Source organism: Pontibacillus sp. HMF3514 (assembly GCF_009858175.1).
In the GTDB taxonomy this organism is placed as follows: domain Bacteria; phylum Bacillota; class Bacilli; order Bacillales; family BH030062; genus Pontibacillus.
The window spans coordinates 1571136-1596065 of record NZ_CP047393.1 but is presented as its reverse complement, the minus strand read 5'-3'; the positions used below and the strand labels follow the sequence as shown (position 1 = coordinate 1596065).

General features: G+C 38.7%; 24 protein-coding genes. 5 read left to right on the top strand and 19 right to left on the bottom strand.

All coding sequences use genetic code 11. The features are described from left to right. Nucleotides 1–28 precede the first annotated feature (28 nt). The gene (locus GS400_RS08295) at nt 29–808 is read right to left on the bottom strand and encodes a Cof-type HAD-IIB family hydrolase (RefSeq protein ID WP_160100757.1); all 780 of its coding nucleotides are present in this window, start codon (nt 806–808) and stop codon (nt 29–31) included. Further along, entirely contained in the window at nt 783–1691 is a 909-nt protein-coding gene (locus GS400_RS08290; RefSeq protein ID WP_160100755.1) for a DMT family transporter, read from the bottom strand. Before GS400_RS08290 ends, GS400_RS08295 begins: the two co-directional genes overlap by 26 nt. A 497-nt stretch (nt 1692–2188) precedes the next feature. Here GS400_RS08290 and GS400_RS08285 point away from each other — a divergent pair, with 497 nt between their 5' ends. Both GS400_RS08285 and rnjA read left to right on the top strand, forming a co-directional pair. Next, nucleotides 2189–2398 carry a DNA-dependent RNA polymerase subunit epsilon gene (locus tag GS400_RS08285; protein ID WP_160100753.1) on the top strand — a complete coding sequence of 70 codons (210 nt, stop codon included), beginning with the start codon at nt 2189–2191 and terminating at the stop codon, nt 2396–2398. 3 nt (nt 2399–2401) lie between these two features. Further along, nucleotides 2402–4069, top strand: coding sequence for a ribonuclease J1 (rnjA, locus tag GS400_RS08280; protein ID WP_160100751.1), 1668 nt, complete (start codon nt 2402–2404; stop codon nt 4067–4069). Between the two features lie 179 nt (nt 4070–4248). On the opposite strand, the gene GS400_RS08275 is transcribed toward rnjA, so the two are convergent. From GS400_RS08275 to GS400_RS08265, 3 genes are all read right to left on the bottom strand, one after another. Then, nucleotides 4249–4920 carry a potassium channel family protein gene (locus GS400_RS08275; protein ID WP_027446468.1) on the bottom strand — a complete coding sequence of 224 codons (672 nt, stop codon included), beginning with the start codon at nt 4918–4920 and terminating at the stop codon, nt 4249–4251. Nucleotides 4921–5020: 100 nt separating this feature from the next. Next, entirely contained in the window at nt 5021–6034 is a 1014-nt protein-coding gene (locus GS400_RS08270; protein WP_160100749.1) for a cytochrome d ubiquinol oxidase subunit II, read from the bottom strand. Next, nucleotides 6031–7386, bottom strand: a complete 1356-nt coding sequence (locus GS400_RS08265; RefSeq protein ID WP_160100747.1) for a cytochrome ubiquinol oxidase subunit I — start codon at nt 7384–7386, stop codon at nt 6031–6033. Before GS400_RS08265 ends, GS400_RS08270 begins: the two co-directional genes overlap by 4 nt. A 320-nt stretch (nt 7387–7706) precedes the next feature. Here GS400_RS08265 and GS400_RS08260 point away from each other — a divergent pair, with 320 nt between their 5' ends. Next, nucleotides 7707–8000 (top strand): spore morphogenesis/germination protein YwcE, encoded by a 294-nt coding sequence (locus GS400_RS08260; RefSeq protein ID WP_160100745.1) that lies wholly within the window; start codon nt 7707–7709, stop codon nt 7998–8000. A 406-nt stretch (nt 8001–8406) separates the two neighbouring features. Next, nucleotides 8407–8556, top strand: coding sequence for a hypothetical protein (locus tag GS400_RS08255; RefSeq protein WP_160100743.1), 150 nt, complete (start codon nt 8407–8409; stop codon nt 8554–8556). Between the two features lie 294 nt (nt 8557–8850). Here GS400_RS08255 and qoxD read toward each other — a convergent pair whose 3' ends face one another. From qoxD to GS400_RS08210, 8 genes are all read right to left on the bottom strand, one after another. Then, complete coding sequence (gene qoxD / locus GS400_RS08250; protein WP_160100740.1) at nt 8851–9156, bottom strand: cytochrome aa3 quinol oxidase subunit IV; 306 nt, start codon at nt 9154–9156, stop codon at nt 8851–8853. Between the two features lies 1 nt (nt 9157). Continuing rightward, nucleotides 9158–9769 carry a cytochrome aa3 quinol oxidase subunit III gene (gene qoxC / locus GS400_RS08245; RefSeq protein ID WP_160100738.1) on the bottom strand — a complete coding sequence of 204 codons (612 nt, stop codon included), beginning with the start codon at nt 9767–9769 and terminating at the stop codon, nt 9158–9160. 3 nt (nt 9770–9772) lie between these two features. Further along, on the bottom strand, nt 9773–11725 hold the full coding sequence (qoxB, locus tag GS400_RS08240) for a cytochrome aa3 quinol oxidase subunit I (protein WP_160100736.1): 1953 nt from the start codon (nt 11723–11725) through the stop codon (nt 9773–9775). An 18-nt stretch (nt 11726–11743) separates the two neighbouring features. Further along, nucleotides 11744–12628, bottom strand: coding sequence for a cytochrome aa3 quinol oxidase subunit II (gene qoxA, locus GS400_RS08235; RefSeq protein WP_160100734.1), 885 nt, complete (start codon nt 12626–12628; stop codon nt 11744–11746). Between the two features lie 303 nt (nt 12629–12931). Further along, the gene (locus GS400_RS08225; RefSeq protein ID WP_160100732.1) at nt 12932–14776 is read right to left on the bottom strand and encodes an ABC transporter ATP-binding protein; all 1845 of its coding nucleotides are present in this window, start codon (nt 14774–14776) and stop codon (nt 12932–12934) included. Nucleotides 14777–14790: 14 nt separating this feature from the next. Then, the gene (locus GS400_RS08220) at nt 14791–16548 is read right to left on the bottom strand and encodes an ABC transporter ATP-binding protein (protein ID WP_160100730.1); all 1758 of its coding nucleotides are present in this window, start codon (nt 16546–16548) and stop codon (nt 14791–14793) included. Between the two features lie 262 nt (nt 16549–16810). After that, nucleotides 16811–17254, bottom strand: coding sequence for a TlpA family protein disulfide reductase (locus GS400_RS08215; RefSeq protein WP_160100728.1), 444 nt, complete (start codon nt 17252–17254; stop codon nt 16811–16813). A 90-nt stretch (nt 17255–17344) separates the two neighbouring features. Then, a complete protein-coding gene (locus GS400_RS08210; protein ID WP_160100726.1) occupies nt 17345–17887 on the bottom strand; it encodes a peroxiredoxin in 543 nt (180 codons plus the stop codon). A 371-nt stretch (nt 17888–18258) separates the two neighbouring features. Here GS400_RS08210 and GS400_RS08205 point away from each other — a divergent pair, with 371 nt between their 5' ends. Further along, entirely contained in the window at nt 18259–19101 is an 843-nt protein-coding gene (locus GS400_RS08205; RefSeq protein ID WP_160100724.1) for a mechanosensitive ion channel family protein, read from the top strand. Nucleotides 19102–19140: 39 nt separating this feature from the next. Here the strand turns inward: GS400_RS08205 and GS400_RS08200 are convergent, their stop codons facing one another. The 6 genes from GS400_RS08200 to cbpB all read right to left on the bottom strand — a co-directional run bounded on the left by GS400_RS08200 (nt 19141) and on the right by cbpB (nt 24849). Next, a complete protein-coding gene (locus GS400_RS08200; protein WP_160100722.1) occupies nt 19141–20424 on the bottom strand; it encodes a hemolysin family protein in 1284 nt (427 codons plus the stop codon). A 109-nt stretch (nt 20425–20533) separates the two neighbouring features. Continuing rightward, on the bottom strand, nt 20534–20779 hold the full coding sequence (locus GS400_RS08195) for a YkuS family protein (protein ID WP_027446456.1): 246 nt from the start codon (nt 20777–20779) through the stop codon (nt 20534–20536). A gap of 80 nt (nt 20780–20859) precedes the next feature. After that, a complete protein-coding gene (locus tag GS400_RS08190) occupies nt 20860–21975 on the bottom strand; it encodes an N-acetyldiaminopimelate deacetylase (RefSeq protein WP_160104559.1) in 1116 nt (371 codons plus the stop codon). A 60-nt stretch (nt 21976–22035) separates the two neighbouring features. Next, nucleotides 22036–22755: a 2,3,4,5-tetrahydropyridine-2,6-dicarboxylate N-acetyltransferase gene (gene dapD / locus GS400_RS08185; RefSeq protein ID WP_027446454.1), complete on the bottom strand. Its 720-nt coding sequence runs from the start codon at nt 22753–22755 to the stop codon at nt 22036–22038. A gap of 69 nt (nt 22756–22824) precedes the next feature. Continuing rightward, on the bottom strand, nt 22825–24324 hold the full coding sequence (locus tag GS400_RS08180; protein WP_160100720.1) for an MDR family MFS transporter: 1500 nt from the start codon (nt 24322–24324) through the stop codon (nt 22825–22827). An 81-nt stretch (nt 24325–24405) separates the two neighbouring features. Continuing rightward, a complete protein-coding gene (gene cbpB, locus GS400_RS08175; protein WP_160100718.1) occupies nt 24406–24849 on the bottom strand; it encodes a cyclic-di-AMP-binding protein CbpB in 444 nt (147 codons plus the stop codon). Between the last annotated feature and the right edge of the window lie 81 nt (nt 24850–24930).

Here is a 24930-nt window from a genome sequence, read left to right as displayed (position 1 = left end):
GCCTAAAATTAGGCTCCTTTTTCACATATTATTTGTCTAATAATCCTACCATTCTAAAACCATGAGAAAGACCATCTTCACTAACATCCTTTGTCACATGGTTTGCAAGCTTTTTCACTTCATCAGAAGCATTCCCCATCGCAATACCATTTGCAACATACTGTAGCATTTCACGGTCGTTTAAGCCATCTCCAAATGCATACGTATGTTCATGAGGGATTCCAACGCGTTCAATAAACTTTTGGATTCCGATTGCTTTCGATCCTCCCATAGGAAGTACATCCATTGAATAATCGTGCCAGCGTAAGAAGTGCATTGTATCATAGGATTTGTGATACTGCTCTTCCTCATGACTCTCACAAAATAAAAGCGCCTGGTAAATGGGGTTCTCTTTATAAAAGTTGGAATCGATCTCAGGGTGATCAAACTTTAAGCTACCTAGACTCTTACGAATATGAGTATAATCTTTTTCTGTTGCTCTCATCCCTTTATTATTTAAGAAAACCATAGGATGACCTATTCCCTGAGCCTTATTAAATAGATGATCTAAATCATCTTTAGATAAAGGATTTTCATATACCACTTCATCTTCAAATACGACATATTGTCCATTAAAACTAATATAAGAGTGTATATCTAACTCTTTACGTAAATCTTCAAACATAAAAGGCGCACGCCCTGTTGCAATCGCAACGTGTACACCATTGTCTTTTAATTTTTGTATGGATTCTCTTGATGCTTGAGGAACTTCTTTTTCATGATCTAGTATGGTTCCATCAATATCAAGAAACACTATAGGATTTGTCATGTTGTATGCCTCGCTTTCTCTTTTTCTTCTCCCCTGATAAATAGACACCTAAAAATACAAATAGGAGTCCAACCAACATATTCATTGTTATGGTTTCTTGTAGAAATATAGCTCCCCATAGTATAGCTGTAATAGGTACTAAATAGGTTACAGTCATAGCAAATTCGGCTGTACCTTCTTGGATTAAAAAATACAACAAGAAGATTGCAATACCTGAACCAAATGCTCCTAAGCCAATAAAAGACCCAAATACTTCTGGAGCTAGAATGGCAGACCAATTCATTGTACCACGAACCATGGCAAAGAAAAGGCTATAAAATGATGCAAATGTTAATGTAACTGCTGCTAGCGCAACAGAAGAAACATGAGTTAATTTTTTCTTTGTAAATTGAGAGGAGAAACCGTAGCAAACCGTTGCAACTAACATGGTCCCTACTCCAATAAAGGTACTAGAAGTAAATTGATTTCCACTTACATCTGACAAAATAAATATACCAATAAATCCAATTAGGATACCTATCCACTGCATGCCTTTCAAGCGACGTGAGAAAAATAGCAAACCTATAATAGCTGTAAAAATTGGTGTAGTTGCATTGAGTACAGATGCCAGGCTGGATGAGATGACGGTTTCACTTAAAGCAATCATCCCCCAAGGAATTGCATTATTCGTCAATCCTATTAAAGCAAGTTTTCCCCAAGGTAACGAAGATAACTGAACTTTTTCCTTCCAAAGATAGATCCCCCATAAAACTACCGCCCCAAATAGGCACCTCCAAAAGACAACTTCCCATACAGATAAGGAGTCAACCAGAATTTTAATAAATAAAAAGGAAGTTCCCCATATGCAAGATAAAGCAATTAAACCACTATATAGTTTCTTCACAATGCTATCTCCCTTCTACCTCTTTATATACTGTAAAGTGAACATATTTATTTACGCAATAACTTTTAGAAATTATTTCAACTTCTATTCTGAATGCATCCATATAATAGTGGGCAAAATATATAAAAATAGCTTCTCTTTCTATACAACATGAAAAAAATATAAATTCTCTTATACCTATCTATTCATTTCTTGCTCAAAAGATACTATACTAGAGATAAGAGGGAAATGGTCGGCAGTTCGTTTTTTATAGCTTTTCTTCGTATAAGGGAAGGAGATGTTTGACATAATGTTAAAACGTTTGAAGAAAAAGCTTAAAAATCGTTGGAAAGATATCTTGAGTCGAAAATCGTATGCATAAATTTGGTTAACATCGTTTGAACATACCTTCTCTTGGATAAGTAAGAAGTATTATTACCATACTAAACAAAAACGTGCTATTATTGGATGCAGGACAAGAATACGGAAATTATTAGCAAGTTAGGAGAGATCTACCCATGATATTTAAAGTACTTTATCAGGAGAGGTCAGAAGAAGTACCTGTTCGTGAACGGACAACAAGTTTATATATCGAAGCCGAAACAGAACGTGAAGTTCGTAAAAAATTAGCCGATCGCAAGTTAAACATTGAGTATATCCAAGCCTTAGATGAAGATCATCTAAAATACGAAAAACAATCTGAAGATTTCCAAGTGGAGAGTATCTAACAGATGAAATTCGTAAAAAATGATCAGACTGCTGTATTTGCACTCGGCGGTCTAGGGGAAATCGGAAAAAATACGTACGGTGTGCAATTCCAGGATGAAATCATCCTTATCGATGCCGGTATTAAGTTCCCAGAAGATGAATTACTGGGAATCGATTACGTAATTCCAGATTACACCTATTTAGTGCAAAACCAAGATAAAATTAAAGGCTTATTTATTACTCATGGACACGAAGACCACATTGGCGGAATTCCTTATCTTTTAAGAGAGATGAACATTCCGATTTATGGTGGAAAATTAGCGATCGGACTTATTCGAAATAAACTGGAAGAGCACGGCCTTTTACGAAATGCAAAACTTCATTCCATTGAAGAGGATGAAGTGGTGAAATTCCGTAAAACATCTGTGACTTTCTTCCGTACAACACACAGTATTCCTGACTCCTTCGGTATCGTTGTAAAAACCCCTCCAGGAAACGTAGTTCATACTGGAGATTTCAAATTTGATTTCACGCCTGTTGGAGAACCAGCAAACCTTCAAAAGATGGCTGAAATTGGTAAAGAAGGCGTGCTATGCCTCCTTTCAGATAGTACAAACAGTGAAATACCTGAGTTTACGATGTCTGAACGACGCGTAGGCGAAAGTATTAATGACATTTTCGGCAAAGTTAAAGGACGCGTTATCTTTGCTACATTTGCATCAAACATCCATAGGCTTCAACAAGTCGTAGAAGCCTCGGTGCAACATGGTCGAAAAGTAGCCGTTTTTGGACGTAGTATGGAAGCATCTATTAATATTGGTTTGGAGCTCGGTTATATCAACGCTCCAAAAGATACGTTTATTGATCATTCTCAAATTAACCGTTTACCAAGTCATGAAGTAACCATTTTATGTACTGGGTCTCAAGGAGAGCCTATGGCTGCCCTATCCCGTATTGCAAATGGTACTCACCGTCAAATTCAGATTATTCCTGGTGATACGGTTGTATTCTCATCTTCCCCAATTCCGGGTAATACAGTGAGCGTAAGTCGAGTGATCAACATGCTTTATCGTGCTGGCGCAGAAGTGATTCACGGATCTCTAAATGATATCCACACATCTGGTCACGGTGGTCAGCAGGAGCAGAAGCTGATGCTTCGCTTAATCCAACCGAAGTACTTTATGCCAATACACGGTGAATACCGTATGTTAAAAATGCATACCCATTTAGCTCAAGATATTGAAATGGATCCAAGTAACTGCTTTATCATGGATAACGGTGACGTTCTAGCCCTCGGTAAAGATAATGCAATGATCGCTGGTAAAATACCTTCTGGCTCTGTTTATGTAGACGGAAGTGGAGTCGGTGACATTGGAAACATTGTTTTAAGAGATCGTCGCATTCTTTCCGAAGAAGGCCTTGTAATGGTTGTTGTTAGCATCAACATGAAAGAGTTCAAAATTGCTGCCGGACCAGACATCATTTCCCGTGGGTTCGTTTATATGCGCGAATCAGAAGACCTGATCAACGAAGCACAAAAAATTGTGGCAAAACATTTAGACAAAGTCATGGAACGCCGCACAACTCAATGGTCTGAGATTAAAAATGAGATCACAGATACCATTGCTCCTTTCCTTTATGAAAAAACAAAGCGCAAACCAATGATTCTGCCAATCATTATGGAAGTGTAAGATTACGTTCTCCTTCCTATACAAAAATCCCATGTCATAACGACATGGGATTTTTATTATGCTCTATTATTAGAACAGTCACTTTTAGTTGTTCATATACGTACTTATCAAGAAGAGGTGCTTGATCTTTATTCCATAAACAAAACGCCTAGCCCTAAAAAGAGCTAAGCGTTACGAGTTTAATCATCATCTTCAACGACTAAATGCTTCTCAAATCGAGAAATGTCTTTGTCCTCACCAATAATGATTAGAATGTCACCTTCTACTATAGTTTCTGTTGCCATTGGGGAGACATTGATTTCTCTGTCACGCTTTATGGCTACAACGTTACAGCCATAACGAGCGCGGATATCCAAGTCCACTAATGTTTTACCGATCATCTTCTCCCCTGCTTTCACCTCAACCACAGAGTGATCATCAGAAAGCTCTAAGTAATCCAATACGTTGTTCGAAATGATATTGTGAGCAATTCGTTTACCCATATCTCGCTCAGGGTGAACAACTTGGTCAGCTCCGATTTTATTTAATACTTTTTCATGATAATCGTTTTGTGCCTTAACCGTGATTTTCTTAATACCAAGTTCTTTAAGCATAAGCGTGCTTAGAATACTCGCTTGAATGTTATCACCGATGGCAACGATTACGTGATCAATGTTACGTATCCCAAGTTCTTTCAACACACTCTCATCCGTAGAATCTGCAATAACGGCGTGTGAAGCAATATCTTTATATTCATTTACTTTATCTTCATCAACATCGATGGCTAGTACTTCCATACCTTCACGACTCAATTCTTTACAAATCGATCCACCAAAACGGCCTAGCCCAATAACGGCATATTCTTTCTTCATACCACTATCCCCCATCATTCTCGATTACTTTCATAAGTCTATCATATACAAAAAGAAAAAGGAAACCTGGGCAAAAGAACCCAAAGTTTCCTTCTGTCATTTATTTCTTACCTTTTACATAATCCGCATCAAACAGGAACATACGCATGAGAAGGATCAGTGATGGAATTAACAAGAATAGTCCTGCGATAAAGGCAATAACTAATGCCAAGCCCATTGTATCGTTCACAACACTGCTCTCAATTGTAATGAATGGATCTAGCAAGTACGGTAGATGTCCTGCTCCATATCCAAAGAAGGCAAAGAAGAACTGGAACATCACCATAATAAAGGCTAAACCAAAACGCTTCTGTTGATAAATGAAGAATATAGCTCCTAAGAAAAACGCTACCGACAAGCCAAACATCCACCATAAATCAAGCATATTTTCGAAATGACGTTGATTATGCTGACTCATAGCAATGAACGTTGTTAACGAAGCTATGATCGTCGGTGAACTCCAGAACAATGTATACTTCCTCATTAATTCTAAGGCTGGCTTATCATTTGCACGATTTGCGTAAAACGTTAAAAATGCAGCTGAGATAAATAACACTGAAACGATCGCCAGGAATACTACACTCCAAGAATAAGGGCTTGTAAGAAGCTCTTGGGTTAACAAACGAACCTGTCCATTCGATTCTTCAATAAAGCCTCCCTCAGAAATGGTGAGGGCTGTTGAAAGTGAAGCTGGAATTAACAACCCTGTTGCACCATACAAAAACATATAGGTTGAACTTTTTTTCGATCCATAGTTTTCGAATGCATAGAAGGAACCACGGATCGCCAGTAGCACGATGGCTATACTACCTGGTATCAGTAGCGTTTGACCATAATAATACGCAGCATCCGGAAAGAACCCAACTAAACCTACGAAGAAAAATACGAAAAACACGTTGGTTACTTCCCATACAGGTGATAGATACCTAGAGATTAGCTTATTGATGATATGATCCTGCTTGGTGATTTTAGCATAGTAAGCAAAGAAGCCTGCGCCAAAATCAATCGACGCTACAATTAAATAACCATAAAGAAAAATCCATAGTACGGTTATTCCGATCAATTCATAACTCATTCATCATCACCTCTATTCGAGATGTTCGGATAACGTTGTTCAAGCTCTAACTCTACTGGATTATGACGGAATAACTTACGTAGAACAGTCACACAAAATACGCCTAGTAAAATATATAGCCCTAGAAACAATAGGAACATCCAGTCCACATGAGGAGATGTGGTTGCCCCTTCTGCTACTTTCATATAACCTCTTAGGATCCATGGTTGACGACCAACTTCCGCAAAGATCCAACCAAATTCAATCGCAAGCATGGCAAAAGGTCCATTGAGAACGATTAACCACAGTAACCATTTATTATTTTCATTCCACCTTTTCAACTTGGAAAGTACAATATATAGGAACGACACACCCATAGTATACATTCCAAGCATAACCATAAGATCAAACATATAGTGGATCCATAATGGCGGTGTTACATCTTCCTCAATTTTATCTAAGCCCTTCACCTCACTATCAAATGATCCATGCGCAAGAAAGCTTAATGCATTTGGTATGCGAATGGCATTTTCTACTTCATTCTCTTCATTCAATGTTCCAAAGAGGATAAGGTCTGCTCCCTTTTCTGTTTCAAAGTGCCATTCAGCAGCAGCTAGTTTTTCAGGTTGTTCTTTAGCAAGGAATTTTGCTGATAAGTCCCCTGCTACTGCAGTAGTAATAGCAAAGATGAACGTAGCCATCATCGTTAGTTTTAAAGCTTTCTTATGATAAGGTGTTGCTTTTTTCTTTATAATATAAAAAGCTGTGATCGCTGCTAGAATGGCAGCTGAAGTTAAATAACTTGATGAAATTACATGGAACACTTTTGTTGGCGTCGCAGGGTTAAACATAGCAGCAAGTGGATCAATTGATGTGATCGTTCGCCCCTCTAGTTCAAAACCTTGTGGTGTATTCATAAATGCATTTACTGTTGTGATGAAAAAGGCAGACATGCTTGACCCAATAATAATAGGAATCGATAGTAACCAGTGATAAATTGGGTTTTTAAATCGGTCCCAAGTATATAAATAAGCGCCTAAGAAGATCGCTTCAAAGAAAAACGCGAATGTTTCTAAAAATAAAGGTAAACTGATCACATTTCCTGCGACCTGCATAAAGCTTGGCCATAATAAGGATAATTGCAGACCAATTGCTGTACCCGTTACAACACCTACAGCAACAGTAATGACAAATCCTCTAGTCCAGCGTCGAGCTAGCAAGGTGTAGTGGGCATCTTTCTTTTTGATTCCAATGAATTCTGCTATGGATACCATAACTGGAATTCCTACACCGACTGTAGCGAAAATTATGTGAAATGCCAGCGTTAATGAGGTCAACATTCGACTCATTATGACACTATCCAATCCCATCATACCCGCAACCCCCTTCAATTTTTATCTAGTTAAATTCATTTCATATCTGATTGTTCATTCTTTCTCCTATATCCACTATGAGTACAGTATAAACGCTGTGATTTGTTTTGTGTTCCGAAGATCATGACACTTTTGTGACATACTTCACAAACTTTTTCTGTACTTCGAGTATACGAACCTATGAATCTTTGAACAAGCCTTTTGTACTTTCAATTATTAACAAAATTTTTATGTAAGGGTTTTCATTGTTAATCGATACTGGTATAGTAGGGATTAAGAAATGTTCACAATTTTGTCACAAACATTAAGGAGTGTTTGATATGGATGTATTGATGGTTTATGCGCTTTTTGCAACATTCACCCCACTATTTCTATGGATTGAATACCGAAAAATGGCGATCATTCAACTGCCACTTATCGTAGGAATGTGGAGCTTTTTGATTATTGAAATCGGAGCCTTAACTGTGCACCCAATCATATACGGACTATCACTCTCCCTACTTGTCATAAACATTCTTTATGCACATGCAGGTCTGGTTGTTGGTTTAGTCAATGATTCAAAAATGCGTGGAAAATTAGATGATATGTCTAAAGCTGTTAGTCGAACTTCATAAACATAATTAAGTTGGTAACCGAGCTAAAGCAGTCTCGGTTATTTTTATTATGGAGATATCAGGATTATGATTGTGATGAATTATTGCCTTTTATAATCAACACACTGCCAATGAAGAGAGTATGTTTTTATTCCTTTATATGGCAGTTATGTGGAATAACTGTTTTAGTGAGAGAGGCGGTTCCGTTGCTATTGTGGAGTACGGTGGGCTTGGGAACGGGTTGCTTTCCCCGGACGAACGATCGAGCCTCCTCATCCGCTACGCTTCTTGCGGGGTCTCGCTCGCCCGTTTTCCCGGAGGAGTCAACCCGTTCCCAAGCCCACCTTAGCCGAATGGTGATTAACGGAACCGCAGCGATAATGTGAGGAAATGCTTGCGGACAATTGTTCCGTTATTTGACCTTAAAATGACTTTCTTACGGACATTTATTCCGTTATTTGCATCAAATCACATTGAAAAAGCCCAATTTGTCATAAATAAGGTACCATATGTCCGTAACGACTCTCGAAATGCCTTAAAAGTTCAAAATAACGGAACCGATGTCCGTAACGTTTAGATCTCAAGTAACTAGGGTCCGTTAATCTCCATAAAAGCAAAGGGGTGAGGGAAACGGCAAACTCCCGCGGTAGAAAGGGCAGATGCGACCCCACAGAGAACGTAGTGAACGAGGAGGCTCAGCTGGTCTTCCGCAGGAGTATTGCCGTTTCACTGAACCCCTAACTCTCACAAAAGCAACGGAACCATACGCACATTATCTCGATTCCAAGTCTTCCAGATAAGGTGGCTTTAATGAAATAAATCACACTTTAAAAGAAAAAAAGAGCTTGGAATATTCCAAGCTCTTTTAAACTTACATCATAGAATGCATCATCGCGTTCATAACCCAAATGGATCCAGCTACGATTACAACAGCGATGAAAGCACTGAAATAAATCGTACCTTTTTGTGCTTTTCCTTCTCCTTCTCCAATGTGCATGAACATAAATAATTGTACAGCAGCTTGAAGAAGTGCCAAGGTAACGATTGTCCATACGATAGCTGTTAAAGATAGGCTTGAATATAAAGCTGCCCACACAGCGATTAACGTTAAAACAATCGAAAAAATAAATCCTAAAACGTGATTCCACGGAAATTTATTGTGACTGTTTCCTGCCATATTACATCACCATCCCCATTAAATACACGCCTGTGAAGATAAAGATCCAGACAACATCAAGGAAGTGCCAATATAGGGAAATGATAAAGGCTTTTCTTGTTGTTGTAGTATTTAAACCATGACGTGCAACTTGAATCAAAATCATAATCATCCACCCGATACCAAGTGACACGTGTGCACCGTGCGTCCCTAGTAAAGTAAAGAAACTAGACCAAAATGCACTTGTTTGGATTGTAGCACCCTCATGTACATAGTGGATAAACTCTTCTATCTCAAAGTAAAGAAAGCCTAACCCGAGAAGAAGCGTAAGGCCGAACCAGATCATTAATCCTTTCTTACTTCCTCTTCTCATTTCATGAATTGCAATTCCACACGTGAAACTACTTGTTAAAAGGATAAACGTCTCAATCAAAACACCTTTGATTTCAAATAACTCACCAGGACCTGGTCCATCTGCAAGTCTACCGGTCAGAACAAAATACGTAGCAAATAATGTCGCAAAAAGTGCTACCTCAGCTCCAAGGAAAATCCAGAAACCTAGAATGTTTAATCGACTTTTTTCGGTTTGATATTCTAATGGTTTGTTTGGATCAATTGCTTCTGTGTGTCCCATGTCTTACGCCTCCTCTCTACGAACATTTTCTTCAATTTCTTTTATCTCTTCTACTTCAACATGATAGCCTTCATCAGGATCAAAGGAACGCATAATCATCGTAATGACAACGCCTATAGCACCAGCAATCCCCATCCACATCCATTCAAATACAAGACCGAAACCTGAGATAAATAAAAATGTAGACATAATAACAGGAACTCCTGAGTAGTCAGGCATATGAATTGGTTCAAGCTTGTCTTTCTTAAGATCAAGGTCTTTCTTACCCTCTTGCTTCATACGCCAGAATTCATCTAGTCCACGAACCTCAGGAATTTTTGCAAAGTTGTAGTACGGAACTGGTGAAGGTGTTGCCCATTCTAGGTTACGTGCATCCCATGGATCGCCTGTTGTCAATCTAGGCTCGTAACGAATAGAGTAATAGATATTATAAACTAGAATAACAAAGCCGATTCCCATCATGACGCCACCGACTGAAGCAACTGCGTTCAGTTCGAACCATCCAGATCCTTCTGCGTATGTGTGAACACGACGTGGCATACCTGCGAACCCTAAGAAATACATAGGGAAGAAACATACGTTGAATCCGATCATGAATAACCAAAAACTCCACTTTCCTAATCTCTCATTTAATTTGTGATTAAATAGTTTAGGATACCAGTAATACAATCCTGAGAAACAAGCAAATACCGTTCCAGAGATCAACACATAGTGGAAGTGTGCTACAAGGAAGTAGGTATTGTGATACTGATAGTCAGCTGCTGCCATAGCAAGCATAACCCCTGTTACACCACCGATAACAAAGTTCGGAATAAAGGCTAATGACCAAAGCATGGCTGTGTTAATCTTGATCCGCCCTTTATACATAGTAAAGAGCCAGTTAAAGACTTTAACACCCGTTGGTATGGATATCGCCATTGTTGTAACAGAGAAGAATGAGTTTACACTTGCATCAGCACCCATGGTAAAGAAGTGATGTACCCATACAACGAAACTTAGTGCTGCAATGATAACCATGGAATAAACCATAGCTTTATAACCAAATAGATTTTTTCGTGAAAACGTTGAGATAACCTCTGAGAAAATACCAAAGGCAGGTAGGATAACGATATACACTTCAGGGTGACCCCATAACCAGAACAAGTTCGCCCAAAGCATCGGCATTCCGCCATCCACCATTGTGAAGAAATGTGTTTCAAAAATACGGTCAAGTGTCATAAGCGCTAGCGCTACAGTTAAGACGGGGAATGCGAAAATAATAATAATACATGTAATCGCACTCGACCACGTGAACATCGGCATACGCATCAATGTCATACCAGGTGCACGCATTTTTAAAATCGTAACAAGGAAGTTTATCCCCGTTAATAACGTACCAATTCCGGCCACCTGTAGACCGAGTAAGTAATAGTTTTGCCCTGGTCCAGGACTTAGCTCATTTCCTGCTAGCGGTACGTAAGATGTCCACCCCGCTTCAGGTGAGCCTCCGATAACGAAGGATATATTAAAGAGCATGGCACCCATGAAGAATGTCCAAAAGCTGACGGCATTCAAGAATGGATAAGCAACGTCTCTTGCTCCAATTTGTAAGGGTACAACCACGTTCATAAGGCCAATTAAGAATGGCATAGCCATGAAAATAATCATGATAGTTCCGTGCGTTGTAAAAATTTCATTGTAGTGTGTGGAGTCCAAAAATTCAGCTTCAGGCATGGTTAGCTGTGCACGCATTAAAAGTGCATCAACTCCGCCTCGAAATAGCATAAGTACAGCTGAAAGGATGTACATAATGCCTAATTTTTTATGGTCAACTGTCGTGAGCCATTCTTTCCAGAGCCATCCCCATTTTTTATATTTCGTTAAAACGAAGACAATTCCAATCATGGATAGGATGATAGACACATCAGCTCCATAGATTAACGGATCACCGGTGACAAAAAATTCATCTAGTTTCAATTCTGTCCGCCTCCAATCTTAATGTGAGCTTTCCTCTTCAGGGTCATAGCCCAAGCGTTCTCGAACGTTTACTGTGTATTCCGCATTTTTTGCGTGATCAACATATTGTAAATGCGTTGAAGAGAACGTTTGTCGTTCGACATGACCAGGAAGTAGCATATGATCATATTTATCTTTTGTTAGCTTAGGTGCTTTTTCTAGGGTTTTATCAACCCACTGTTGGAACTCCTCAGGTTTTTGTGCATAAACCTTAAACGTCTGCTCCGTAAAGCCTCTACCTGTGAAGTTTGCATTACGACCATTATATACGCCTGGCTCATCAGCTTGTAAAAATAGTTCAGTACGCATGCCATTCATATTGTATTCCTGTCCACCTAAACGAGGAATCCATAGAGCAGCCATGGAATCAGCTGAAGTAAGTTTAAAAAGAATTGGTCGATCTTCTGGAATATGCAAATAGTTTACCGTCTCTATACCTTGTTCAGGATAACTAAAGAACCATTTCCAATCTGCAGAAGTAGCATGAATGACAAGAGGCTCCTTTTCTTTCGTGCTACTTGGTGGTTCTTCTAATTGATAAATCGTATTTACAGTCGGTACAGCAAGAAGTACAACAATGATGACGGGAACTCCTGTCCAAAGCAATTCTAACCATGTGTTTCCTTCCATCTCTTCTGGTTCATGTGTTTCGTAACCAGGTCGCTCTCTGTAACGAACTACCATGAATGTAAATAGCGCAAATACAACTGCAACAATAAATAACATGAGCGCAATGGACCAGAAAATTAAGTCCTTCTGCGCCTCACCAACCGGACCCTTAGGATCCAAGACAGGCAATGCGCTACACCCACTAAGAAAGACTAGCAAAAAACTTGCTAGCACGAATGCTTTAAAAATTCTCATATGAGGTCACCTACCTAGATGTTAATATTTTTAAGTACAAAGTTCACTGGATTGTTCAGTCAATCACATACCATGTTCTATTGGTCTCGCATGTTTGATCATCATATCAGATCATGTTTTATTGAGACCGATTTCATGAAAATGTGTCAAAAAAACGTCACCAAATTAGAAAACAATGGTGGAATTGGAAGTGAGCTTAGAACCTCTTTTAAGGGGGAAGGTTGGGTTGTTTAGAGGTATATCTCAGATCATTTATGGAAAACAATAAAAAATCCCGCCCCATAATGTGGGACAGGATTGTCATTACATTGCATCGAGCATTTGGAATTGAGTTTTAACTAAGTCAAAGTACTCTCCACGTTGCTCCATTAACTCAGCATGGTTTCCTTGTTCAAGAATCTTACCGTGTTCAAGGACAAAGATATTGTCAGACTCACGAATGGTTGATAGACGGTGAGCGATAATGATCGCTGTGCGTCCTTTTAATAAACGTTGGAGAGCCTCTTGGATCTTCACTTCGGTTTCCGTATCAATGCTTGATGTCGCCTCATCTAAGATTAATATCTTCGGATCGGCTAGTAACGCACGAGCAAAGGATAGAAGCTGACGTTCACCAGCTGATAGAATATTTCCTCGTTCTTCTACCTCTGTTTCGTATCCATTAGCTAGTCGCTGAATGAAGTCATCAGCACCTACGACTTTTGCTGCTTCCATTACTTCTTCATCGCTAGCATCAGGGCGACCAAATCGAATGTTTTCCTTAATAGTACCTGAGAAAATAAATGTATCCTGTAAGACAACACTAATTTGTTGACGTACACTATTTAGTGTTAAGTCTCTTAAATCATGACCATCGATTTTTACAGAACCTTTGGTTGGATCATAGAATCGACTAATTAAATTTGCGATCGTGGATTTACCACTACCTGTATGACCTACTAAAGCTACGGTTTGACCGGCTTTCATTTCTAATGAGATATCATGAAGGGCAATACGTTCTTCATCATAAGCAAACTGAACATGATCAAATTCAATATGGCCTTTCATATCTTGAAGCTTAATGGCGTCTTGACGTTCTTCGACATTTGGCTCTTCATCTAGAAATTCAAAAATACGTTCAGATGCTGCCATTGCCATGAGAAGCTGATTGTACATTTGACCAAGGCGGGAGATTGGCTCCCAGAACATACCTAAGAAAAAGGCAAACGTAACAAATGTACCTAATTCAATCCCGCCATTTTCTGGACCCTGAATAATTAAATAAGCACCAAATGAAATTAAGATCACAGTCCCCACTGCATTACTCATTTCTACAAAAGGACGGAACATTGCACTTTTTTTCGTTGCGTTTCTCCAACTTTCAAAGTTGTCCGTATTTACACCATCAAAGTACTCTGTATTCTCTTTTTCCTGTGAAAAAGATTGCGTAATACGAATACCTTGAATACTTTCATTCAAGTGAGAGTTCAATCGAGATTGCTGAATACGTACCTGCTGCCAGGAACGACGGATCTTCCTACGTAGCTTTGTAGAAATATAAAACATGATTGGTAAGATAACCATGATTGCAAGGGCAAGCTTTGGACTTAACACAAGCAAAATCACAACAATACCGAACAGTGTAACTACATCCATTAATAGGTTGATAATTCCATTTGTAAATAGCTCTTGAAGGGAATTAATATCGTTCATAATTCGAACTAGAATGGAACCAGCTGATTTCGAATCAAAGAATTTATGGGACAAACGTTGGACGTGGGAAAATAAATGTTTTCTTAAGTCATAAATCACATTTTGCCCTAAAACATTTACCCATCTTATTCGCAGAGCGTTCCCTACATAGCTAAATAAGTAGAGAACACCAATAGCTACAACAAGCCAAGTTAGTAAGGTTGTATCCTTTCCTTCAATGGCTACATCAATCGCTACTTTACCAATAAGAATTGGAACTGCTAAGCGGACTGCCGTAGAAACAAGCATAGCTAAAATGGCTAACGGCAATAATCTCTTAGAGTAAGGTTTAAGGTATTGCAACATACGTACCATCTGTTGCCAGTTAAATGGTTTTTCGATGGCTTGGTCTTGAGTATATTTAAACCGTTTTAAATGAGGACTCACTTTTTTCTCTTCTTGTGGACGTTTTGCCAAGTTCTCTCCCCCCTTTATGCGTTCTTAGAAGCTTGCATAATCGCTTCTTTATCTTGGTATTGTATATCGTAAATACGTTGGTATGGCCCTCCATTACTAAGCAGATCATCATGTACACCACGTTCTACAATCTTTCCATCCTCTAAAACAAGGATTTCATCAGCATGTTTAAGTGATGATATTCTATGGGCAATGATAAATGTCGTTCGGCCAACCATTACCTCTCTTAGTGCTTTTTGAATACGTAGTTCTGTTTCCATATCAACTGCTGAGGTTGCGTCATCTAAAACAAGAATACTTGGATCTATTAAAATCGCTCGAGCAATAGCAACACGCTGTTTTTGACCTCCAGAAAGCCCCATACCACGCTCACCTAGCAATGTATCGTAGCCATTTGGCATATCCATAATGAAGTCATGTGCTTGTGCACGTTTTGCGGCATCGATAATATCATCCATAGAAGCTTCAGGATTTCCATATGCAATGTTCTCTTTAATGGTAGTTGAGAACAAGAACGACTCTTGTAAAACAAAACCTATGTTACTTCTAAGCTCTTTTAAGCCATAATGATCAACAGGCTTATTATCAACAAGTACCTCCCCCTCTTGCGGTTCATAGAATCGCGTAATCAACTGCGTAATACTTGTTTTTCCCGAACCTGTTGCACCGATCAAACCAATTGTTTTGCCTGGAGGGGCATCAAAACTAATATCCTTCAAGGCTGAATCATCATCTTCCTCATAGGAAAGGGTTACATTCTTAAACGTTACGTGACCATCCATACGAGCTTTTCGATTCGGTTCTTCAATCTCTTGAATATCTTCTTTAGCTTCTAGAATTTCTAATAAACGCTCTCCCGAAGCTTTCGATTGAGAGAACAAGTTAATAACGAAACCAAAGTTCATAAGAGGTCCAAGAATGTACCATACGAGACTAAAGAATGCCACGAGTTCCCCTGGATTTAACTGCTCAGTGATAACTAAATGACCACCAAATGCTAACAAAGCAACCACACAAATGTTTCCGATAAACTCCATTAAAGGAAAATACTTAGCCCAAATGGTTGCTGTTGTTAAGTAGTTCTGTCGGTAGTCATCGTTTTTATCAACAAATCGGCCGATCTCAAAATCCTCACGAGATAGTGATTTAACCGTGTTCATTCCGCTTATATTCTCTTGTACACGTGTATTTAAGCGGCCAAATGCTTTTCTGATGCCTCGGAATGCTGGGTGTACACGTCGGTCAAACTGAAAAACAACAACGGCCAAGAAAGGCATCGCAGCCATTGTGACCAATGCAAGTGGTACAGAATAATAAAACATAACACTTAAACTAATGAGGATTAATGAAGTGATCCGAATAAATTCCGAGAACCCAAATGATAAGAAGAAACGGAACGCTTCTACATCTGCTGTAAGACGTGACATTAAGTCTCCAGTTCTTGCATTATCATAATAGCGAAACGGGAGACGTTGTAGCTTTTGATATAAACCGTCTCTTAATGTATATACTGATTTAATTCCAAATAAATCACCTAAGTATTGATGTAAATAAGTAGCAATTCCTTTAATTAACATTAACCCAATAAATGCCAATGCTAAATATGGTATTAATTCATAGCGCTCTGGTTCTACAACATCATCAATCGTTTTCTGTAATACGACCGGATAAACAACCGTGATCCCAGTAACTAACAGCAGAAACACTAATGATATGAAGAAATACTTCGTAAATGGTAGATAGTACATCTTCAACTTCTTGAACGTATCCAAAGTGCCCCCTCCTTTTTCTTTGTAATTTTTTTACGTATTTATAAATATATCGAGTTCCGAAATAAATTTCCACCCATTTGCATAAATTTTTTTAAAATTTTAAATGCTTTCTTCAATTTAGGCTGATAGATAGGGATATAACTACATTTATGAAATAAAAACGTACCTTTAGACCTACTCGTGGTATTTGAAATCAAACTTTAAAGGTATTCAAGCATAAAGAAAAGCCCCAGCCTAAAAGACCGGAGCTTCCATCATCACCTTATTTATTGCCTAGTACACGGTTTACGCGTTTCTCAAGCATTTTCATACCGCCGCCACCAGCTTGGAAGTGACGAAGGTTTCCTTCTTCATCAAATACATAGTAAGCTGGAACGTATTGATTTTCGAATGCATCTGTAAGAGCGTGCTTGTTATCAACGAAAATCGGCTGTGTAATACCATGCTCTTCAGCCGTTTCCTTAATCTTATCAAGATCAAGGTCTTTTTCTGAACGAGGCATGTGAACAGCTACAACGTTTAACTCGTCACTATAACGATCTCGGAACTCATTCACATTCGGCATCGCTTCTTTACATAAGCCACAGCTTACAGACCAGAAGTGAATTAATGTTGGTTTGTCACCTAAAAGATCATCTTTAGTCACTTCACCATTTAACCATTCAGTTGCACCTGATAATTCAGGCATTGGTGCTCTTAGCTTCATTTGATCACCCTCCTTAGGTTTGGAGTTTCTGTGTTGTGTGTAGATAGGAAAAAGGTCTAACGCTATGGTTAGACCCTGATGTTGTTTATATTATAGAGTTTCTTGACCCGGCTTCCAGTTTGCTGGGCAAAGTCCGCCAGTTTGTAGTGCTTGTAGTACACGAAGTGTTTCGTCTACGTCACGGCCTACATCATTGTGGTTAATTGTTGCATGCTTTAATTCACCTTCAGGGCTGATGATGAATAGTCCACGAAGTGCAACACCTTCATCCTCAAGAAGCACACCATATTCAGTAGAAACTTTGTGGTTCGTGTCAGCTGCTAATGGATAAGCAAGATCACCTAATCCGTTATCTTCACGAGAAGTGTTGATCCATGCTTTGTGAGTGTGAACGGTATCTGTAGATACGCCAATAACCTCAGCATCAAGATCTTCAAATTCGTCATAACGGTCAGACAATGCAGTGATTTCTGTTGGGCATACGAAAGTGAAGTCCATTGGATAGAAGAATAGGACTGTCCATTTGTCTTCTTTCATAATGTTCTCAAGACTTACTTTTTCGAATTCTTTGTTAGGCATTACAGCATCCATTTCAAAGCGTGGAGCTTGTTTTCCTACTAGACGTTCTGCCATAAGTGATCCCTCCATAATTGAGTAAGTATTTAATAGAGCAATTTTTTGCTCATATAACCAACATTTGGTGTGGTATTAAACACAATAGATATTATAACCAAGCCACTATTAATAGTCAATGTTATATTAAAATTAATGTAATCTGGAGATGAAATCCCCTCACACCAAAGAACACCCTTATTCATGTTTCCCAAAACCTATTTTCATTAAACAATAAAATCAAAGAGATTGAAAATGATATGCTTATGATGATTTTAAGGGTGTACCCACCTCTTCTTTCCTATTAATTGAAATCTGATGTCCAAATAAAGTATAGTAGATTTTATAGAAAAACGAATACTTACATAAGAGACACTGAAAGGAGCTATTACATGGATTTTATGAAAGACGGTGAATTTAATATGGGAGGCCTTTTAGAAGCTGTTATAACAGGTGGACTTAAAATTGGCCTTGTACTGATTGTTTTCTTAATCGTATCTCCTATTGGCAAGAAAATTATTACTTCTTCTATTCAAAAGGCAGGTAAGAAGCAGAAAATTTCCGAAGGACGTTCTAAAACATTAGAAAAATTAAGCATAAATGTTTATTCATACGTTTTAGGCTTTATCCTTATTGCTACAATCTTTGGATTATTAAACATTGACCTAGCACCACTTATTGCAGGTGCAGGAATTATTGGACTTGCGATCGGCTTTGGTGCTCAAGGGCTCGTAAGTGATATCGTAACAGGTTTCTTTCTGTTAATTGAAAAGCAAATTGAAGTAGATGAGTACGTAACGGCTGGTGGTATGAATGGTGTTGTTGAAGAAATTGGATTAAGAACGACTCAAATCCGCAGCTTTGACGGAACATTAAATTTTGTACCGAACCGTCACATCAGCACAGTAAGCAACCACTCTCGAGGAAACATGCGTGCACTTGTTGATATCGGCATAGCTTACGGTGAAAACATTGATGAAGCTATGAAAGTGTTACAACAAGTTTGTGATGAATTTGCTCAAAACGATAACCGCTTCAAGGATGGTCCAAATGTATTAGGTGTACAAACATTAGGCTCTTCTGATGTAGTCCTGCGTGTATTAGGACACACTGAAAACATGCAGCAATGGGCTGTTGAACGTGACCTTCGCAAACGTATGAAAGAAGCACTTGATGCTGCTGGAATTGAAATTCCGTTCCCACATCAGGTTTATATTGAAAAGAAAGAAGACTAAACAAAAAAAGGTTTGAGGGCTTTACCCCTCAAACCTTTTTTATTCCTTCTTCCACACTTTTATCTTTCTGATATAAGAATCTTCCATCTCTTCAACCCTGAATTGATAAGGATCAACCTCGATTTCTGTACCTACTTCGGCATCAATGTCTTGTGTTAAAACCCAACCTGAAATCGTGTCTACTTCATCGTGATCAAGGTTTAAGTTAAAGAAATCATTTACATCTTGAATAGACATTTTACCGTCTAGCAGCCTTGTACCGTCATCAAGTTTCTCCATCGGTAATTCTTCACCTTCATCGAATTCATCTCGTATTTCACCGACAATCTCTTCTAAAATATCCTCTACTGTAGCAATACCAGATGTTCCTCCATACTCATCCGTTAAAATAGCCATATGAATATGTTCTTTTTGCATTTTCAAGAGCAAGTCTTTTAGAGGAACGTTTTCGAAAATTTTTGGAACTGGTCGAATATAATCCCGAATATGGCTTGTATCATCACAGTTATCATAAAACAGTTCTTTCATATGAATAACTCCGACAATATCGTCTTTGTCCTCATTAATAACCGGATATCTTGAATAGCGTTCCGCACGCATTACCTCCATAATATCCGTCATCGAATCATTAACATCAACGACAACCACTTCTGTTCGTGGAATCATAATTTCCTTGGCTGAACGATTATCAAATTCAAAAATACGATCTACATATTTATATTCAGAAGGTGTAATTTCCCCCTGCTGATAGCTTTGTGTCAAGATATAGCGTAATTCCTCTTCAGAGTGAACCTCTTCTTGTTCTTTAGTGGTTTGATAACCAAATAGACGAACAAACATATTAGCAGAACCGTTTAACAACCAAATAAATGGATACATTATGCGGTGAAACCAAATCAATGGTCGAGCTAACATAAGCGAAATGGACTCGGCTTTTTGAATGGCAAATGTTTTTGGTGCTAACTCTCCTAAAACCACATGGAGAAATGTAATGATAAAGAATGAAACAGCAAATGAAATAGTATGGCTTAATGGATCAGGTAAGCCAAATGATTCAAAAACTGGTCTTAGCAACTTATCTACTGTTGGCTCACCTAACCAACCTAGACCTAGGGATGTAATCGTAATTCCTAGTTGGCAGGCAGATAAGTAATTATCAAGATTTTTAATTAGATGTAATACTTGATCAGCTTTCTTGTTCCCGTTTTGTGATAATGATTCTATGCGACTTTTTCTTACTTTGACAATAGCAAATTCACTAGCTACGAAAAAAGCAGTCGCAATGATTAAAACCACGACTAATAAAATTTTTAACGTAATCATACAACCTCTCCCCTAAACCATTAAAACCTTATGTAAAAAGATGAATACAATTAACTGAATGAATAAAAAGAAAGCTGACTCAACTCCATTGAGCCAGCTTAGGGACACTCTATTGTTGTCCACGTGCCTCAACAGCCTGACAAACCTCATCTGCTGTCATTCCATCGGCATTGATAACTGAACCTTGAATAGAAGCATCTGCCATCCCCATAACATCTTTATCCTGACCAGATATTACGCAGCAGTCGCATCCATTTGCGTCGTCTTCATTACGTAAATCTACGCAATCATGACCTTTTGATTGTAGCGCATTTTTTACATCTGTTAATGTTCCTTCAACTCCAATTCGAGCCACAATTCATACCTCCTTCTAATCTCAGGACACAGTCCTTCAACCGTTAGTGTATCCTCTTCCTAGAAGGGTATGCACGACTGTTAGAGCTCACGAATTGTCGATTCAACGACTTGAACACCCACTTCTAAAGCCTCTTCCTTTGGCTGTAATTGACTATGGTGAAGTCCATAAGGAGAATCCACACCGAGCCAGAACATAAAGCCCGGAATATCTCGGAGCATATAGCCGAAGTCTTCACCTGTCATGGCAGGTGGACATTCTACATAGTTAAACCCTCGTTTTTCTACAATCTGCTGAAATGGTTCCATAAACTGCTCATGATTAAATACTTGATAATAGTTCGAACCATAATCAATAGATACGGTACATTCATAGGCCAATTCGATTGCTTTAGCTAATCCTTCAACATTCTGCTTCATACCTGACATTGTTTCGGCTTTAAATGCTCTCATCGTTCCTTCTAAACGAGCATTTTCAGCAATACCATTTTGAACAAAACCTGCTGTCATCTTCCCTACCGTAAGTACAGCTGAATCGAGTGGATCTACTGTACGAGCAACAATGTGTTGGGCCTGTACGTTAAAAGAACTAGCCGCTAACACCATATCTTTTGCTGTATGCGGATAAGCTGCATGTCCACCTTTGCCTTTAAAGTCCATAAAGAGTTCGCTCGTATTTGCGAATAGCAACCCGCTTCGTGAAGCGATCGTTCCAACCGGGTATTCAGGTGCAATATGTAAGGCAAAAATTCGATCAGGCCACCATGCTTTTAACTCCTCACTTTGCAGCATAGGAAGTGCCCCACCAGGGTTCTCCTCAGCAGGTTGGAATATAAATACTACATTGTTACGTGGAGGGTTCTCTGCTATTCGAGTTAGCGCACCAAGTGCAATCGTCATATGAAAATCATGCCCACATGCATGCATCTTCCCTTTGTGTTGAGACTCAAACGAGTAGTTTGTTTCTTCTGTAATAGGAAGAGCATCAATATCTGCACGGTACGCAATTGTTTCTTCGGCATTTTTACCTTTGATTTTAACTAATACCCCGGTTTTCCAAGTTTGAATCTCCATATTTTCATTATTAATACGATGGAGGTATTCAAGAAGATATTGTTGTGTTTTTTTCTCTTGGAAACCAAGCTCAGGAATTTGGTGTAAATCTCTTCGAATGCTTTGCAATTGTTCTAGATTCAACTGATTCACCTCAATTTCTTTATGAAAAAAGCAGGAGCATAGCACTCCTGCTTTAATTCTTTATTGATCTAACTTACGTAGTTCCTGTTTAATCTCTGTTTTACCTTTTGTCTGCTCATCAATTTCTTTGATGACTTTTGCAGGTGTTCCTGCAACTACAGAATTTGGAGGTACATCTTGTGTAACAACAGCTCCTGCAGCAACTACAGAGCCTTTCCCAACTGTTACACCTTCAAGTACAACAACATTAGCTCCGATTACTACTTCGTCTTCTACAACAACTGGCTTAGCGGATGGTGGCTCAATTACGCCAGCTAATACTGTTCCAGCACCAATGTGGCAGTTCTTACCGACAGTAGCACGTCCACCAAGTGCAACGTTCATATCGATCATTGTACCTTCGCCTACAACAGAACCAATGTTAATTGTCGCGCCCATCATGATAACTGCACCATCACCGATTTCAACCTGATCACGGATTGTTGCACCTGGTTCAATACGAGCGTTTACGTTCTTAAGATCAAGAGTTGGAATAGCAGAGTTACGACGGTCATTTTCTACAACATAATCTGCGATTGAATCTTTGTTTTCTTTAAGTAAAGGTTCGATATCCTTCCACTCACCGAATAATACACCTGATTCGTTATGAACGAAATCCTTAACGTCTTCACCAAAGTCAATCGTCTTAAGGTTTTCACCTTTAATATATACTTTCACTGGTGTTGATTTTTTACTGTTTGAAATAAATGAAATAATCTCATTTGCGTCCATCATTTCCATGGGATTGCTCCTCCTTCATATGTAAGACTCTTTTTTACTTTATCAAAGTGAGTTCCCCGTGACAAGAATTCATGCTTTGTCACCTTTAGGTAAAAATATAATTAAGGCAAAAGAGAGAATCGCTAGTAGGAGTAAACCTATATAAACCTGATGTAATCCAATAGTTAATGCATCTTGTAGAGTATGTAACACTTCCTGGGGGAGCGACCCTCTTTTTTTAGCGTCTAAAAGGATATTTGTTGTATCTACTGAAGCTTGATCTTCAAGTCCTCTTTCCTCAATAACAGATTGTATCTTCCCATTCAGAATTCCACCTAGAAGCGCTGCACCAAGTGCACTGCCTAACGTCCGCATAAACATATTTGTGGCTGTTGCAATACCTCTCTGTTTCCAGTCTACCGTGTTTTGAATGGAAACAATAAAAGAAGTTGTTGATAGTCCCATACCTACTCCAATAAAAAATGAACCTATTGCTGCCCAAAAAGGACCTTTTTCTGGAGTTAGCATGAAGAAGAAGATTCCGCCGATAATGAGAGCTAATCCTCCTAAAATAGAAGTCGTTCGAAACCCTATCTTTAATAAAAGTCGCCCTGCAATTGTAGATGAAATCGGCCAGCCAATAGACATCGCGGTCAATGTAAATCCAGCAACTGTCGCTGATTGCTCCATAACCCCTTGGACAAAAGCCGGTAAAAAACTGGATACCCCAATTAAAATCATTCCAGTAGTTAAAGAGGTTATATTGGCAACCGTGATCGATCTATAGGTCCAAATGGAAAAAGGCATCATAGGATCTTTAGCTCTTCGTTCTTGAAAGATAAACATAAGGAAAGCAATGAGTGAGAACATGATTAATAGGAACATGGTATTGGAATTCCATGGAATGGCTACCCCACCCTCAACAAGAATCATCATTAACGAAGATACACTTACGATCAGAAGAAGAGATCCTATGTAATCAATTGATCGTTTTTCTTTTTCAATGTCCTCTTTGAAAAACAACACGATACCAATAATCGCTAAAAAGCCTAAAGGTAGGTTCATCCAGAATACATACTTCCAGTTTAAAACATCGACAAAGAAGCCACCTAGTGCTGGACCTGTTACAGCTGAAATCCCCCAGACACTTGCCAGGTACCCTTGTATTTGAGCTCGTTCTTCTTTTGTATATATATCACCAACAATCGTTGATGCTATAGGCATTAACGCACCAGCACCAATACCTTGAATAAATCTGAATACAATAAGCATTTCCATGGATGTTGAAAAGCCACATAATAATGATCCTGTTAAAAACAAGCTTATTCCCATCAAAAAGATTGGTTTACGACCAAAAATATCTGAAAGCTTCCCAAAAATGAGTACCGTGCTCGCATTCGTTAGTAAATAAGCAGAAAACACCCAGCTATATAATGAAAATCCACCAAGATCTGATGCAATGCTTGGCATTGCAGTTGAAACAATGGTTGCTTCAATAGCAGCAAGAAACATCGCCAGCATAATCGCCGCAAGTACAAGAGGGCGTTTTGAATAAGTCTGACTCTTCTGCTGATGGATAGATTGCTCCATCATATCCCCCCAAACCTAAGAAACTTTTGCACAGAAAAATTGTTGGCTTAATCAATAAGCCAACAATTTATAACGTTCATATTATGATTTTTTTAAGTCTAAATACTGATTTGTTCTTTTTAGGATGGCACGTCTCGTTAAAATGCCATCAAAGTGACCTTCTTCATCGATGACACACACGAAAGGATGATCAATTACAGATCGAAGTCCATCAACAAAAGAATTTCCGCGTTTTAAGTATGGAATTTCAGTATCCATCACTTCTTCAACACATATCGAGGATAATTTGTCTAATTCAAACTGTTCAACTCCGAGTATGTTATCGATAATAATCGTCTTGCTAATAATTCCTTTTAGTTTATATTGAGCATCTAATACAGGCACAGCAGAATACCCGGATTTAACTAGTACTAATAAAGCATGTTCCATTGGGTTGCCACCTTGAACGTGGGCTACTTTTTCGGATGGAATCATAAGGTCTTCTACTGAATACTCATCTAGTTCTTCTCGTTCAATACTTAACATTGTCTTACACTCCTTCTGAAGAACACATGAGGAGTCATTATTGTTTTTTTCATCCCAAAAAACATTGTAACATATTTTCAC

Excerpts from the sequence above, each read along its gene's own strand:
- qoxD (WP_160100740.1), bottom strand. The coding sequence starts at position 9,156 with ATGGCAGGAAACAGTCACAATAAATTTCCGTGGAATCACGTTTTAGGA.
- GS400_RS08285 (WP_160100753.1), top strand. The coding sequence starts at position 2,189 with ATGATATTTAAAGTACTTTATCAGGAGAGGTCAGAAGAAGTACCTGTT.
- GS400_RS08275 (WP_027446468.1), bottom strand. The coding sequence starts at position 4,920 with ATGAAGAAAGAATATGCCGTTATTGGGCTAGGCCGTTTTGGTGGATCG.
- qoxC (WP_160100738.1), bottom strand. The coding sequence starts at position 9,769 with ATGGGACACACAGAAGCAATTGATCCAAACAAACCATTAGAATATCAA.
- GS400_RS08255 (WP_160100743.1), top strand. The coding sequence starts at position 8,407 with ATGACTTTCTTACGGACATTTATTCCGTTATTTGCATCAAATCACATT.
- GS400_RS08265 (WP_160100747.1), bottom strand. The coding sequence starts at position 7,386 with ATGATGGGATTGGATAGTGTCATAATGAGTCGAATGTTGACCTCATTA.
- qoxA (WP_160100734.1), bottom strand. The coding sequence starts at position 12,628 with ATGAGAATTTTTAAAGCATTCGTGCTAGCAAGTTTTTTGCTAGTCTTT.
- GS400_RS08200 (WP_160100722.1), bottom strand. The coding sequence starts at position 20,424 with ATGATTACGTTAAAAATTTTATTAGTCGTGGTTTTAATCATTGCGACT.
- GS400_RS08205 (WP_160100724.1), top strand. The coding sequence starts at position 18,259 with ATGGATTTTATGAAAGACGGTGAATTTAATATGGGAGGCCTTTTAGAA.
- cbpB (WP_160100718.1), bottom strand. The coding sequence starts at position 24,849 with ATGTTAAGTATTGAACGAGAAGAACTAGATGAGTATTCAGTAGAAGAC.
- GS400_RS08215 (WP_160100728.1), bottom strand. The coding sequence starts at position 17,254 with ATGAAGCTAAGAGCACCAATGCCTGAATTATCAGGTGCAACTGAATGG.
- dapD (WP_027446454.1), bottom strand. The coding sequence starts at position 22,755 with ATGGAAATGATGGACGCAAATGAGATTATTTCATTTATTTCAAACAGT.
- rnjA (WP_160100751.1), top strand. The coding sequence starts at position 2,402 with ATGAAATTCGTAAAAAATGATCAGACTGCTGTATTTGCACTCGGCGGT.
- GS400_RS08210 (WP_160100726.1), bottom strand. The coding sequence starts at position 17,887 with ATGGCAGAACGTCTAGTAGGAAAACAAGCTCCACGCTTTGAAATGGAT.
- GS400_RS08260 (WP_160100745.1), top strand. The coding sequence starts at position 7,707 with ATGGATGTATTGATGGTTTATGCGCTTTTTGCAACATTCACCCCACTA.
- GS400_RS08295 (WP_160100757.1), bottom strand. The coding sequence starts at position 808 with ATGACAAATCCTATAGTGTTTCTTGATATTGATGGAACCATACTAGAT.
- GS400_RS08270 (WP_160100749.1), bottom strand. The coding sequence starts at position 6,034 with ATGAGTTATGAATTGATCGGAATAACCGTACTATGGATTTTTCTTTAT.
- GS400_RS08180 (WP_160100720.1), bottom strand. The coding sequence starts at position 24,324 with ATGGAGCAATCTATCCATCAGCAGAAGAGTCAGACTTATTCAAAACGC.